15 protein-coding genes are annotated in these 14,387 nt (G+C 44.7%); 10 read left to right on the plus strand and 5 right to left on the minus strand.

Features of this window, described 5'->3' with window-relative positions; translation table 11 throughout:
* Positions 1 to 15: 15 nt before the first annotated feature.
* Positions 16 to 927: a 16S rRNA (cytosine(1402)-N(4))-methyltransferase RsmH gene (rsmH, locus tag J7623_RS17700; protein WP_291922764.1), complete on the minus strand. Its 912-nt coding sequence runs from the start codon at positions 925 to 927 to the stop codon at positions 16 to 18.
* Between the two features lie 12 nt (positions 928 to 939).
* Positions 940 to 1,407 (minus strand): division/cell wall cluster transcriptional repressor MraZ, encoded by a 468-nt coding sequence (gene mraZ / locus J7623_RS17705; protein WP_291922766.1) that lies wholly within the window; start codon positions 1,405 to 1,407, stop codon positions 940 to 942.
* A 498-nt stretch (positions 1,408 to 1,905) separates the two neighbouring features.
* On the opposite strand from mraZ, the gene bamD reads away from it, so the two are divergent.
* The 10 genes from bamD (at position 1,906) to J7623_RS17755 (ending at position 11,083) form a co-directional block, all read left to right on the plus strand.
* Complete coding sequence (gene bamD, locus J7623_RS17710) at positions 1,906 to 2,736, plus strand: outer membrane protein assembly factor BamD (RefSeq protein WP_291922768.1); 831 nt, start codon at positions 1,906 to 1,908, stop codon at positions 2,734 to 2,736.
* Positions 2,705 to 3,046 (plus strand): DNA-directed RNA polymerase subunit omega, encoded by a 342-nt coding sequence (locus tag J7623_RS17715; protein ID WP_142683742.1) that lies wholly within the window; start codon positions 2,705 to 2,707, stop codon positions 3,044 to 3,046. The genes bamD and J7623_RS17715 overlap by 32 nt, the downstream gene beginning before the upstream one ends.
* 102 nt (positions 3,047 to 3,148) lie before the next feature.
* Entirely contained in the window at positions 3,149 to 4,372 is a 1,224-nt protein-coding gene (gene coaBC / locus J7623_RS17720) for a bifunctional phosphopantothenoylcysteine decarboxylase/phosphopantothenate--cysteine ligase CoaBC (protein WP_291922772.1), read from the plus strand.
* Positions 4,365 to 5,294: a DUF4835 family protein gene (locus J7623_RS17725; protein ID WP_291922774.1), complete on the plus strand. Its 930-nt coding sequence runs from the start codon at positions 4,365 to 4,367 to the stop codon at positions 5,292 to 5,294. The genes coaBC and J7623_RS17725 overlap by 8 nt, the downstream gene beginning before the upstream one ends.
* Positions 5,295 to 5,310: 16 nt before the next feature.
* Positions 5,311 to 5,799 carry a DUF4296 domain-containing protein gene (locus tag J7623_RS17730; RefSeq protein ID WP_291922777.1) on the plus strand — a complete coding sequence of 163 codons (489 nt, stop codon included), beginning with the start codon at positions 5,311 to 5,313 and terminating at the stop codon, positions 5,797 to 5,799.
* Between the two features lie 18 nt (positions 5,800 to 5,817).
* Complete coding sequence (locus tag J7623_RS17735) at positions 5,818 to 6,510, plus strand: CoA transferase subunit A (protein ID WP_291922779.1); 693 nt, start codon at positions 5,818 to 5,820, stop codon at positions 6,508 to 6,510.
* Positions 6,511 to 6,543: 33 nt separating this feature from the next.
* Positions 6,544 to 7,200, plus strand: coding sequence for a 3-oxoacid CoA-transferase subunit B (locus J7623_RS17740; protein ID WP_291922782.1), 657 nt, complete (start codon positions 6,544 to 6,546; stop codon positions 7,198 to 7,200).
* Positions 7,201 to 7,350: 150 nt separating this feature from the next.
* Positions 7,351 to 8,736 (plus strand): DUF5723 family protein, encoded by a 1,386-nt coding sequence (locus J7623_RS17745; RefSeq protein ID WP_291922784.1) that lies wholly within the window; start codon positions 7,351 to 7,353, stop codon positions 8,734 to 8,736.
* A 142-nt stretch (positions 8,737 to 8,878) separates the two neighbouring features.
* Complete coding sequence (locus J7623_RS17750; protein WP_291922786.1) at positions 8,879 to 9,715, plus strand: aminotransferase class IV; 837 nt, start codon at positions 8,879 to 8,881, stop codon at positions 9,713 to 9,715.
* A gap of 57 nt (positions 9,716 to 9,772) precedes the next feature.
* Positions 9,773 to 11,083 (plus strand): deoxyribodipyrimidine photo-lyase, encoded by a 1,311-nt coding sequence (locus J7623_RS17755; protein ID WP_291922788.1) that lies wholly within the window; start codon positions 9,773 to 9,775, stop codon positions 11,081 to 11,083.
* Positions 11,084 to 11,137: 54 nt separating this feature from the next.
* On the opposite strand, the gene J7623_RS17760 is transcribed toward J7623_RS17755, so the two are convergent.
* From J7623_RS17760 to J7623_RS17770, 3 genes are all read right to left on the minus strand, one after another.
* Positions 11,138 to 11,551, minus strand: coding sequence for a DUF4345 domain-containing protein (locus J7623_RS17760; protein ID WP_291922790.1), 414 nt, complete (start codon positions 11,549 to 11,551; stop codon positions 11,138 to 11,140).
* A 216-nt stretch (positions 11,552 to 11,767) separates the two neighbouring features.
* Positions 11,768 to 12,916: a TlpA disulfide reductase family protein gene (locus J7623_RS17765; RefSeq protein ID WP_291922792.1), complete on the minus strand. Its 1,149-nt coding sequence runs from the start codon at positions 12,914 to 12,916 to the stop codon at positions 11,768 to 11,770.
* Positions 12,917 to 12,922: 6 nt separating this feature from the next.
* On the minus strand, positions 12,923 to 14,380 hold the full coding sequence (locus J7623_RS17770) for a RagB/SusD family nutrient uptake outer membrane protein (RefSeq protein WP_291922794.1): 1,458 nt from the start codon (positions 14,378 to 14,380) through the stop codon (positions 12,923 to 12,925).
* Positions 14,381 to 14,387: the final 7 nt, after the last annotated feature.

Raw genomic sequence — 14,387 nt, forward strand, 5'->3', positions numbered from 1 at the left:
CGGTTTAAAGTCGCGTCACGCTAGTTTTTCGGCCACCCGCAGTTTTGCACTTCTGGATCTCCCATTGAGCTTTAATTCTGCATCGCTGGCGGTAACCGGTTTTTTTGTGATTAATCTGAACAATTTAGGGGGTGTTTCTTTCGCAAACGGATCTTCGGGTGCTTCTTCGAACCTTCCTGTCTTCATAAAATTTTTCACCATCCTGTCTTCCAGCGAGTGGAAGGTAATGATGGCGAGTTTGCCTCCCGGTTTAAGTACGTTGGTAGCTTGCTCCAGTAAATCTTTCAGAGCGCCCAGTTCATCATTTACCGCGATGCGCAAAGCCTGGAAAACCTGAGCCAGGTATTTTTGCGGATTGCCTTTTACGATGGGCTGGATCACGGATTTAAATTCTGCGATGGTGCGCAGGGGGTGTGTTTTACGTTGCTTTACAATTGTTTGTGCGAGGGTTTTGGCATTAGTGACTTCCCCATATTCCTGGAAAATCAGTTGTAACCTTGCTTCTCCCCAAGTAGCCAGCAATTGTGCGGCGGTAAATTCGGTTCTCGTGTCCATTCGCATGTCCAGATCGCCATCAAAGCGAATGCTGAATCCTCTTTCGGCGGTGTCAAACTGGTGCGATGATACGCCCAGATCTGCCAGTAATCCATCTACCTGTTCGGCTTTATGTAATTTTAAAAAGCGTTGCAGGTGACGGAAGTTTTGTTGTACAAAAGTTACGCGTTCGTCTATGATCCTGTTACGGTAAGCATCTTCATCCTGATCAAATACTATCAGCCGCCCTTTTTCACCCAGTTTCTCCAGTATGGCGCGTGAATGTCCTCCACCTCCAAACGTCGCATCTACATAAATCCCTTCCGGGTTAATCTGTAGCAGTTCCGTTGTTTCCTGTAGCAGAACGGGTAAATGATATTGTTGTTCGCCCATGTGCTCCCCTCTTTAAATTGAAATATTGTTATCTCCTCCTCCCATTACCTGTTGTGCCAGATCACTGAACGCTCCTGGTGAGAAATTTTCAAAGAACTCCTGGTATTTAGCTTTATCCCAGATCTCGATTTTATTGGATGCTGCTGCCAGCACAATATCTTTTTCCAGATTGGCGTAAGACAGCAGGTTTTTTGGTACCAACAGTCTTCCTGCACTGTCTAACTCCAGAATAGTGGCCCCGTTCAAAAAGTACCGCCTGAATTCCCTTACTTTTGGGTCAAAGTCATTCAACTTGCTGATACGTTCAAAAATTGGCTGCCATTCATTCATGGGATACAGGGACAAGCATTTTTCAAACCCTCGGTTAATCACAAACTGTCCTCCGGCCCCGTCTGATAACTGCTTTTTAAAACCAGCAGGTAACAGAAAGCGTCCTTTTGCGTCCAGCGTCGATTCATATTCACCGAGAAATCCTGTCATACCATGGGGCAAAGTCCTTGAAAATCCATTTTCTAACACAAAATAACACTTTTTCCCACTTTTTAACGAAAAAATGCTTTATAAATTTTTTCCACAGATGGGATTGCCTGCATAGGAGGCCATCTACCTTCGTTTATGCACCATTTCTGTGCATTCTTAAATTTTACATGTGGATAACATGTTTATATTGTCCGTTTAGATGTTTATATCGTGTGAGTTGCCTGTCGGACGGGTTATTCCGGAAAGGAGGGCCGGGTGGGAAAATGATTCGTTTTTTTATTTATGCGTTCGTTTTTTTTCTAATTTGAATCTTTTTCGCCCCCATTTTTGTGTTAGAAAGTTAATTTTCCACAACCAGGTGGAAAAATGTCAGCAACTCCGGTGGCCATGAAAAACCTCGCTTTCAGCGATTTAATTCCCTCTTTTGCAAAATTTTAACAGCAATCAACATCTCTCTGCCTTACATTTACATTTAATTCTTAATTTTGCCACTCTTTTATGCGGAAATTTTTATTGTACATCACTGTTCTTGCGGCAATCATAGCTACCTCCTGTAATAACCAGTTGCGTAGAATAGAGAAAAGCAACAACTTTGAAAAGAAGCTGGATTACGCCAACCAGCTGTTTAAAAAGAAAAAATACAATACAGCAATAACACTGTATACCGACCTGGTACAGGTGTATAAGGGTACAGACAAGTTTGAGCCAATGTATTATAATTTCGCATACTGCTCTTATTACGTAAAAGACTACGTTCAGGCGGCATTCCAGTTTAAGAATTACCTGGACCTGTTTCCTAACAGCCCAAGAGCCGTGGAGATTGACTATATGCAGGCCTACTGCTACTATAAGCAATCCCCGAAAGTATCCCTGGATCAGTCTAATACCATGAAGGCCATTGCTGCCATGCAAACCTTCATCAACAACTATCCAACCGCTGAAAAAGTGTCGGAAGCCAACCTGGTTATTGAGTTGTGCCGCCGTAAGCTGGAAAAGAAAGAATTTAACAGCGCCGAACTGTATTATAACCTGGGCTTCTTCAAAGCCGCCGGTATTGCCTTCAAAAACCTGATGCGCAACTACCCCGACTCTGATAAAAGCGATGGATACAAAGTAATGGCCATCAGATCTTATTATAATTATGCTAAAAACAGTATTCCGGAGAAACAAAAGGAGCGCTACGCCACCGTTTTAGACGAATACCTGGATTTCGCGGATCACTACCCGAACAGCAAATTGAAGGTTGATGCCGAAAAATTTTATACCTTAGCGCAAAACAACATTAAAACACTGGATAATGAGCAAATTAAAGCGAAGTCTAACCAGTAGCCTTAATCCCTGGGTAGAAACCAAAAATACTACCGACATTAAGAACAGAACTGGTAATTTATATGAGTCTATTGCCGTGATAGCCAAACGCGCCAATCAGATCAATATTTCCGTGAAAGAGGAGCTCCATTCCAAACTGGAAGAGTTTGCCAGTCATACTGACAACCTCGAAGAAGTGCACGAGAACAAGGAGCAGATTGAGATTTCCCGTTTTTATGAAAGACTGGCAAATCCAGCAATCCAGGCTACACAGGAATTCCTGGACAACAAAATTTATTTCCGCAAGAACGATGACGATTTGTTTAGCTAATCCGCCACACATTATTTTGTGAGGTGCGCGATTGCGAAAAATAAAAATATTAATTTCATGGCGGCAGAATGATTTCTGCCGCTTTTGTTTTTATATATGTCCATGGACGCTATCAAAATGCTACAAGGAAAGAAAATCCTGCTGGGGGTATCCGGCAGTATTGCCGCCTATAAATCGGCTACCCTGATTCGCCTGCTGGTAAAGGAAGGCGCAGAAGTAAAGGTAATCATGACCCCCGCCGCAGCCGATTTCATCACCCCCCTTACCCTCGCCACCCTCTCTAAAAACGAGGTGCCGATGAATATCAGCGACCATAGCAGCTGGAATAATCACGTAATGCTGGGCCGCTGGGCAGACATCATGGTGATTGCTCCCGCTTCTGCCAATACCATCGCTAAAATGGCGCAGGGACACTGTGATAACCTGCTCCTCGCCGTATACCTCTCGGCTACCTGCCCGGTGGTATTTGCCCCCGCCATGGATGAAGACATGTGGCATCACCCGGCTACCCGCCACAATGTGGAAAAACTGATCTCCTATGGTCATCAGCAAATACCCATTGGCTCCGGGGAATTGGCCAGTGGCCTTTTCGGAGAAGGTCGTATGGCAGAACCCGAGCAAATAGTAGCCTGGCTGCAAACCCATCTGCCGAAGGCAAACCCACAAAATAAGCCGCTTACCGGAAAAACAGCTATTGTTACTGCAGGACCTACTATTGAACATATAGATCCGGTAAGATACATCAGCAACCATTCCAGTGGGAAAATGGGTATTGCCATTGCAGAAGCCCTGGCAGATGCCGGCGCCAATGTACAACTGGTACTGGGTCCCACTTCCCAGCAAACCTCCCATACCGGCGTAACCACCACCCGCATACAAACTGCACAGGAAATGTTTGACCGGGTAACCGCGCTTTATCCAACTGCCAATATTGTGGTGGCTGCCGCCGCTGTAGCCGATTACCGCCCGGCGAATGTGGCCGATAAAAAAATTAAGAAAGGAGAAGCCCAGCTACACATAGATCTCGAAAAAACACCCGACATACTCCGCTCATTAGGCGATACCAAAGGCCCACAGCAACTGCTGATCGGCTTTTCCCTGGAAACGAACAATGAAAAGGAATATGCCCTCAAAAAACTGCGGGAGAAGCACCTGGACATGATTGTAATGAATTCGCTCGCGGATGCAGGCGCCGGGTTTAACTATGATACCAACAAAGTAACGCTGTTTGACAAATCCGGGAATGAACGTAGTTTCCCGCTGAAATCAAAACAGGCCGTGGCACAGGATATTGTTTCTGCTATAATTGAACTGCAACATGCATAACCGTTTCCCGTTCTTCCTGCTCATGGCAGGCGCATTTGTATTATTCTGCTGCCGTCCCGTTCAGGCCCAGGAAATCAGGGCCAATGTATCTGTGGTGGCTGCCCAGGTACAAGGAGTAGATAAAAAGATATTTACCACCCTGCAGAATTCCATCCGCGAATTCCTCAACAACCGGCACTGGGCCAATGATGCCTTCACCCCGGCAGAAAGGATAGAATGCAATTTTTTACTGAATATAACCGGTACTGCCGGCTCGGATACCTACAAAGCTTCACTGACCATACAGGCCACACGGCCGGTGTATAACAGCAGCTATGTTACCAGCCTGCTGAATATACAGGATAACAATGTGCTTTTCCGCTATGCAGAATTTCAACAGTTGGAATACAGCGATACGCGTATTGTAGGCAATGATCCGCTGGCATCCAATCTCACGGCTATTCTTGCGTACTATGTAAATATCATCCTCGGCCTGGATTATGATTCTTTTTCTCCACGCGGTGGTGATTTGTATTTCAAGAAAGCACTGAATATCGTTAACAATGCACCGGATGGGAAAGACATTTCCGGCTGGAAAGCCTTCGAAGGAAACCGTAACCGCTACTGGTTGCAGGATAATCTCCTGAATGCGAAATTCCTGCAGTTCCATGATGTGATGTATCAATATCACCGGGATGGCCTGGATGTAATGTATGATGATGTGAACAAAGGCCGTGGCGTAGTGCTGAACTGCCTGAATATGCTCTATTCCATTCACCAGGATATTCCGAATTCTATGCTGATGCAGGCATTCTTCAGCGCCAAAGGAGGAGAGTTACTGAAAATATTTTCCAAGGCTATGCCACAGGAAAAAAGCCGTGCCGCGGAACTGCTGTCACAGATGGATGTACCGAATGCACAGAAGTATCAACAGATGAAATAAACAGCTATAAGCTATAATGAATAAGTTAATGACGAAATACACCGCCCTGACTTTGATCGTATTGTTTTTGTTCGCCTGCGGTGATGGGGACAAGGTGCCGGGTCAATATATCTCTAAAGAAAAAATGAGTAATATCCTGGAAGATATGTCGATTGCAGATGCCTATAGTAGTGAGTACCAGGCGGGTAGTTATTCTCCCAATTATGATTCTGTCAGACAGGAAAAGGTAAAGATTTATTACAAGCAGATCCTGGACATCCATAAAGTAAGTGTGAAGGAATTTATGGAGAGCTACCGATATTATGAAAGTCATCCCAGCCGGTTAAAAGAAGTACTGCAAATGGCGCAAGCCAATGTTGCCGCCAAGAAGCAGCGTCTGGGTAACCCAATAGAGGAAAATGCGCCAGTGCGTTATCGCCTGAGAACCATTTTCCCTTATGCCGACAGCGTGCTGTTACTGCCGAGGATCGATACTATCCGGCCTTTTGTTAAGCGGCAGTCTTAATCTATAAAACACCAAAACATGAACAAAGTAATCGCTAATGCCGACGAAGCCTTACAAGATATCCGGGATGGAGCGGTACTGATGCTGGGAGGATTTGGATTGTGTGGTATTCCGGAAAACTGTATTGCTGCCCTGGTAAAAAAAGGAGTAAAAGAACTGACCTGTATTTCGAATAATGCAGGAGTAGATGATTTCGGCCTGGGATTGTTGCTGAAAACGCGGCAAATCAGGAAAATGATGTCATCCTATGTAGGCGAAAACGCCGAATTTGAAAGACAATTATTAGCAGGAGAACTGGAGGTAGACCTGATTCCGCAAGGCACCCTTGCTACCCGCATCCAGATGGCGGGTATGGGTATTCCTGCTTTTTTCACACCTGCCGGCTACGGTACTGAAATCGCAGAAGGAAAAGAAGTCCGTGAATTTAATGGCAAGCCTCACCTGATGGAAATGGCGTTACACGCCGATTACGCCATTGTAAAAGCCTGGAAGGGTGATACCCTGGGTAACCTCGTTTTTCGCAAAACGACGCGGAATTTCAGCTCTTCTATGGCCAGGGCTGGGAATATTACCATTGCAGAAGTAGAGCATCTGGTACAGCCGGGAGAACTGGATCCTGACCAGATTCATGTACCGGGCATATATGTGCACCGCATTTTCCAGGGTAGTAATTATGAAAAACGGATCGAACGCCGCACGGTGAAGATCTAGTGTTCACATTTTCCACGCTTCAAATTTTACATAATGTCGCTCGATAAATATGGCATCGCCAAAAGAATAGCACAGGAGCTGCAGGATGGTATGTATGTAAACCTGGGTATTGGTATTCCTACCCTCGTTTCCAACTATATCCCTGCCGGTATTTCTATAATGCTGCAGTCTGAAAACGGGATACTGGGCATGGGCCCTTATCCTGTTACAGAAGATGTTGACGCTGATTTAATCAATGCGGGTAAAGAAACGGTGACGTTGCTGCCTGGGGGAAGTTTCTTTGATTCTTCCGAAAGCTTCGGTATGATCCGCGCCGGAAAAGTAGATCTCACTGTATTAGGTGCTATGGAAGTTTCTGATAAAGGAGATATTGCCAACTGGAAAATTCCCGGTAAAATGGTAAAAGGAATGGGAGGTGCCATGGACCTCGTGGCGTCTGCACGTAATATCATTGTGGCCATGATGCATACCAATCCTAAGGGAGAAAGTAAATTGCTGCCGCAGTGTACCCTGCCGCTGACCGGTGTTAACTGTGTGAAAAAGATTGTGACAGAGCTGGCCGTATTAGATGTTACGCCCGATGGCTTTAAGCTGCTGGAGCGTGCGCCCGGTGTTAGCGTGGACGAAATCCGTGCTAAAACAGCTGGTAGAATAATCATTGAAGGAGATATTCCGGAGATGAAAATCTGATAAGGTAACTAATGTATATACGTACACGTGCCCCTGCTCTTCAAAAGCGGGGGCATTTTTATTTTTACAAATAGTCGTGCATATACTATAGAATAAATTTTAATGTTTATATTTTTGCCATATTTATACCTAACCTACAATAGTCACACTATGAAAAAGATTTTTACATTCCTTCTATTGTCATGCTGCGCCACCACTTATGCCCAGGATTTTGCGGGCTTCCGTACCAGTAGTTATGCAGGCGTAACTGCCGTTTTCTCCAACCCCGCCAATATTGCGGATAGCCGTTACCGTTGGGACGTAAATTTATTTGGTGTAAATGCCAGCGTATCCAACAACCAATTCAAATATAAGCTGGGAGATATCGGATCAGCTTTTAATGAAGATACGCTGAAGAACCAGTTTTTCGGACAAGGCAAAGGATTAACCAAAGCGCTCGTAAATGTAGGTGTAATAGCTCCCTCTGCCATGTTCAACGTAGGCAGGTTTGCTTTTGCCGTCACTTCCCGCGTACGTGTAGTCGCTAACGTTACTGACCTGGATGGCAAATTCACCGATAAAATCATCAATAACGGGTCGTCTGATGCAGACTTGCCTTACAACATTGCTTCCAACAGCAATATGCGTGTAAGCGTGAATGGATGGGCGGAATATGGCGTATCAGTAGCCCGTGAGGTATTGAGCATGGGACCTCACTACCTGAAAGCAGGGGTGAGCCTGAAATACCTTTCCGGTGCAGGTAATGGTACCATCAATGTAGATCACCTGCATGGTACTATGAATGTAGATAAGGTCAGGCAGGATGTTTATCTGACTAATGCTTCCGGAAAAGTGGGAATGAACTTCGCAGGTTTCAACATCTCTGATTTTGACGCCGCAGATGTGCTTAAATTTACCGGCCATGGTGTGGGTGCTGAATTAGGTGCGGTATATGAGTATCGTCCGGAGAGTGAGCTTAATGGCGTCAACAAGTATAAATTCCGTATAGGTGTTTCCCTGATGGATATTGGTAAAATCAGGTATGAGCGTGATGTAACCCGTAGCGGCACCTTTACTATTGGTATTCCTGCCGGTCAGCAGTTTTCTATGAAAAACCTGGAAGATGTTAAAATAGATAACTATAAAACGGAGTTAGGTAAATATCCTCAGTACTTTACACCAGCAGCGGATAATAATAGCTCTTCCTATTCCGTGAGTTTGCCAACTACTTTACAGGTGAACGGCGACTATCACATCCGCGATGCTTTCTATGTAAACATGGATGTACAGTTGTCGTTGGCAGGTGGTAAAAACAAGCCTTACAATGCGCAATATTTTAACGGCTTTAGCATTACTCCCCGTTATGATGGCCGGATATTCGGTTTCTTCCTGCCTGTCAGCTACAATGAATTGTCGAAGCTGAACGCTGGTGCCAGCTTCCGTGTAGGACCATTATTTGTTGGTTCCGGTAGTGTATTAACTGCATTGCTGGGTTCTTCTCATCAGGTAGATGGCTTTGTGGGGGTGCGTTTCGGCGGCTTGCAAAAGCGTAAATAATTTTAAAAAGGGATTTCCGGATGGCTTTAAAATCAGATATTTGTTTCAACAATACATACCACTTTGAAACAAAATCCGGAAATCCCAAACTTCGCAAATCCCCAAATAAGTGGTACCTTTCATCTTGCTAAAATAGTTCGAGGTGCAAGTTGGATTTCTTTGTTACAATGGTAAATACATTCCTGCGGCTGACCCGATTTTTACTGCCGATAATCGCTCTTTCCGATACGGGGATGGATTTTTTGAGACCCTGAAAGTATACCAGGGGCACGTACTGATGGCAGACCTGCATTTTGAAAGATTGCTGGCCAGCTTACATTTGCTGCACTTCGATATTCCCTCTCATTTTACCAAAGCATTTTTTATAAAGCAGATTGTGGATCTCTGCAACAAAAATAATGTATCACACCTGGCCCGGGTGCGGTTGGCTATCTTCCGCTCTGATGGCGGGTTGTATGATCCGGTGAATAATTTACCCAACTATATCATTCAATGTTGGGAGCTCAGCAAAACAGTTTTGGAATTAAACGAGAACGGTTTAGTGATCGATGTTTTTCCGGATGTAAAAAAAAGCTGTGACAAATTATCTTCTATCAAATCCAATAACTGTTTACCTTATGTAATGGCCGCAATGTATGCTAAACAGCACCGGCTGAATGAAGCGATTTTAATGAATCAATATGGTCGTGTGGCAGATAGTACCATCGCTAATTTGTTTATAGTAAGGGACAAAAAAATATATACGCCGCCACTTTCTGAAGGTGGCGTTTGTGGTGTAATGCGGAAGTATTTACTGAAAGCAGAACTTCCTTTTAAAGTGGAAGAAAGACCACTTGATATTGATGACCTCGAGAATGCGGATGAAATCTTTTTAACGAATGCGATCTATGGCATTCGCTGGGTGGGCCTTTTCCGTGATAGCAGTTACGGCAATGCCACCGCTGCTATTTTACATGAACTGTTAGCCGTTAGCTTTTAACTGTTAAAGAAAGCAGCGGGTATTGTAATGGTGGCCGCTAAAAAAATAATCATTAGCATGGAACAGCACGTTAGTCTTTGTTGGTTTCGCCGCGATCTGCGGCTGGATGACCAGGCCGCTTTTTATTATGCGTTACGCGCAGGGTTACCGGTAGTACCGGTATTTGTTTTTGACACCAATATCCTGGATGACCTGGAAGACAAACAGGATCAGCGCATGATATTTATCCATGCAGCATTAGAAGAAATGCAGCAGCAGTTGAAAGCTTATGGCAGCACAATGGAAGTGTTTTATGGCACACCGGAAGCTGCATTTTCACATTGGATGTCAAAATACAATGTAGCATCGGTATATGCCAATCATGATTACGAGCCCTATGCTATTGACCGGGATGCGGCTATCAGTAAGCAAGTTGCCGAAAAAGGCGCTTCTTTTCATACTTATAAAGACCAGGTGATACTGGAAAAAAATGAAGTATTGAAAGATAACGGGGATCCATATACGATTTTTACACCGTACAGTAAACGATGGTATGATACTGTGACGGATTTTCATCTCAAACCATATCCCTGTAAAAAATATTTCAAACAATTGTATCAGCAGTCGAGGTTGAATATTCCCTCCCTGCATACCATGGGGTTTAAAACCGGCGCAGCACAATTTCCTTCAAAAGAACTACCGGAGGCATTGCTGCAACATTACGATACCACCCGCGATTTCCCTGCGGTGAATGGTACTTCACGGCTGGGTGTTCATTTACGTTTTGGTACCATCAGTATTCGTGAATTGATGCAACATGCCATGCAGTTGAATGCCACTTTTTCCAAAGAGCTGGTATGGCGGGAGTTTTACCAGATGATCCTCTGGCATTTTCCGCATGTAGTGGGACATTCTTTTAAGCGGGAATATGATAAAATTGCATGGCGTAACAACCAGGCAGAGTTTGAGCGCTGGTGCAAGGGTGAAACCGGCTACCCCATTGTAGATGCCGGAATGCGGGAATTAAATGCTACTGGTTATATGCACAATCGTGTGCGGATGATTACAGCCAGTTTTTTAACGAAACATTTATTGATAGACTGGCGCTGGGGAGAAGCTTATTTTGCTGCCAAATTACTCGACTATGATCTGGCTGCCAACAATGGCGGATGGCAATGGGCGGCTGGTTCAGGTTGTGATGCGGCGCCTTATTTCCGGGTGTTTAATCCTACCCTGCAAACACAGAAATTTGATAAGGATTTGCAGTATATCCGCAAATGGGTACCGGAGTTTGAATCGTTTGATTATGTAAAACCCATTGTATCGCATGAAGTAGCGCGGAAGCGCGCATTGGAAGTTTATGGGCAGGCATTGAAGAAAAGCAGTTAATATCAAGGGACTCCTTCTGTAAAAGAAGAAGCCCCTGTTCCATTAAAACTACCACTATATTTTTGAGAAACCAGCTTTCTGCAAACGCAGCCACAGCAAAGCGCCCATTATAAAAAACACACTTTCAATCACCAGCCATTGTGTACCAAATGCCCCCAGCGGCCCTTCTATAGCCCATGTAATGATACGGGACAAGGCATATAGTCCCCAAAGCCAGCATAAAAAAGTAACACCCTGCTGTATATCCTTGATAGCCCAGCGTACCAGCATAACAGTGATCGTAAGTCCTACACCACCGTATACACCCCTGATGGAACTAAAAGCGTCATTGTTAGGCAGCTTCACCTGTACCAGGTCCATTACCGCCTGCGGACTGAAAAAGCCCATCATACTCACCATAAAAAAGCTTCCCGCAGAAAGGAACAGGTATATGCGGGACAAGACATTGATTGTTCGGGATTGCTTCATATTTGCACGTTTATGATGCAAAATTGGTTGCAGGGCATTTATAAAATCTTTGTGTGTACCAAGATTTTTATAGAGCTGAAAGCATAAAGCGGAAAGCAAAAAGCTATTGAAGCGATTAATCAGAGCGGATCAATAAATTTTTAATACTCGCTCCTATTAATCGCTTCAATAGCTTTTTGCTTTCCGCTTTATGCTTTCAGCTTTATTGTAAGTCCCTTATTTCAGGACTTCTGCCAGTTTGCTGTCCAGTGCAGTATGGTCTTCACCACCACCGCCAAAACGGGCTACAATCACACCTTTGGGATCCACCAGGATTTGAGTGGGTAAGGAATGAATGCCATAATGTTCGCTGACATCGTTGGGATTATCAGCACCTTTCATTATTTTATCCATATCCAATCCCCGCAGTATATGTTTCCATACACCTATCCCATCTTTTTCCACGGCTTTTTTCCAGGCGTCGTGGTTGCGGTCATCATCGGAAATGCTGATGATTTCCAGTCCTTTATTTTTGTACGTCTTGTATAACTCCAGCAAGTGTGGATTACCGGCACGACAAGGAACGCACCAGCTGGCCCAGAAATCGAGCAGCACATATTTCCCACGGAAATCAGCGAGTTTTAATGGTTGGTCGTTGATATCTTTTTTGCTGAAATTAAATGCAGTGCTGCCCGGAGATCCGGCTTCCAGTTGTTTTATTTCCTTGTTGATTTTCATCCCGTCCTTGCTTTTTTGTAAAGCAGGGCTCAGGCTGTAAAAATAGTATTTGGCAGAATCCAGTGACATTTTGCCTACTTCAAAACGCATCAGGTATACACTGAGAAAAGCGTTGTGATGCTCGCGGATAAATTTCCGGGACAGCTGACTGTGGGTTTCGAAATAGGGTTCCAGTTGTTGGCGGATAGCACCTGCTTTATCATGATCTTTTTCGTTTTTGAGTGCCTCCAGTAAAGGTTTATACTGCACGGTAGCGGCTTCTTTTTCTGCTTCCAGTTTTTGGTATTGGTCATTGGTAACGGACCCTTTCAGTACAATGGTGGTAAGATCACCATTTTGTATGTTGACGGTCATAGGAACAGGTTCCAGGAACAGGGAGGCCTGTTCCTTTTTATTTCCGGTCATGAATCGGCTTAATACTGCGGAGATCATGCCCGAAGAAGGTTGTGCCAGTGTGCCGGTAAACGTGAATTTACCGTTTACTACGGCAGCACTATCTGTGATAAACTTTTCCCCGTTGTTGTACTGCAGGTAATATTTAACGGGTGCATTGCTGCCGGCATCGCCGGTAATACTGAATTTTTTCTGTGCAGTAACTAACTGCGACATGGCTAACGTTAACGATAGTACGCTGATTATTTTACTCATATACTATTATGGATTTTGTGTAAGATTAGGATTGAGGGTAATTTCTTCCTGTGGTACGCGCAACAGTATTTTCGGACTGGTAGCTGGTATCGTCATGGCGCCGCTGCCAATAGAAGCATAGTTTCTCACCATGGGTAGACCGTTGCGGAAATAGTCGAAGGAATTATGACCTTCGAAAGCCAGTTCTATACGGCGTTGCAGCAGTATTTCATTGAAGAGTGCTTCGCCGGAAAGGTCCACGGATGGCAGTCCTGCCCGATTACGGATGGTGTTCAGGTCTGCCAGCGCTGCGTCTTTATTTCCCAGTTTAGCATTGGCTTCTGCACGATTCAGGTACACCTCTGCCAGTCGCAGGTAGCGGAAAGGCGACTTGCTAAAGAGCGCGGTATAATTGAGCATGTATTTTACCGTTGCAATGGTGTCGGTGGTTATGCCGGGTGTAATATTTACCACATAGTGAGAAGAACGCAGGTCTGTTGGATCTATCAGCGACAACAGCGGCGCAGAAGGACGGTAATAGCCTCCATCGTACCCGATGCGGGTTGGATACGCATATAACTGGGCAATAGAAGAGTTGCCATAGTCCATGTTGCCGGCAAAAATATCTTCCTGGTTGTTTTTGTTATTGCTGCTGTAATACGTGCGATAAGCTGCATTTTGTGATAAAGTAAATTTATTGCTACCAATGACCATCGTAGCATTATCCACTGCTTTTTGATTGAAAGCGGCGGCAGGCTGCTGGAAGGTGCCACCCATATACAGGTATACACGCGATAGTAACGCTGCTGCACCCTGTTTGCTGGCGAAGCTACTGGATTTATTCTGTGAAAATAAAGGCATAGCAGTTTCCAGGTCGTTGATGATCTGATCATACACCGCTTTTACACTGGCGCGTGCAGGCTTATAATCAGGGGCGTTATTAGCCGTGGTGATCAGCATTACGGCCGGACTGTTGGCAGCGTCCTGGTAGTAGGGTTTGCCATAGAAGCGTACCAGGTTAAAGTATACAAAAGCACGGACAAACAGCGCTTCTGCTTTCGCCTGTAGGATGATCGGATTTTTTTCATCTTTTGCTACATGGTCAAGCAGTTTGTTGGTATGAAGAATAGTGAAATAGCTTGCCCGCCAGAGACTGTAGGTCCAACTATTATTCTTATCGGCGGAGTTGATATAGTTAAATGCATCGGCATATTTACTCAGCAGCGGATCGAAAGAGTGGATGTTATTACCCATTGCTTCCGGCAGGAACATGGTAACACCGCCATAGCCAAACGCATCATTTTCCATGCCTACACCGGTGGTAATCATCTGGTATAAGGTGAGGGTGGCCTGGGTAAATCCGTCCGGTGTAGAGAATTGTAATTGTTCGGTAGTAACGTTATGCGGACGTAGATCGTCCAGTTGTTTATTGCAGGCACTTAAAGCGAAGATGCTGCAGAATGCGATTAATATTTTCCGGTTCATGTTGGCA

Source organism: Chitinophaga sp., from assembly GCF_017745275.1.
Taxonomy (GTDB): Bacteria; Bacteroidota; Bacteroidia; order Chitinophagales; family Chitinophagaceae; genus Chitinophaga.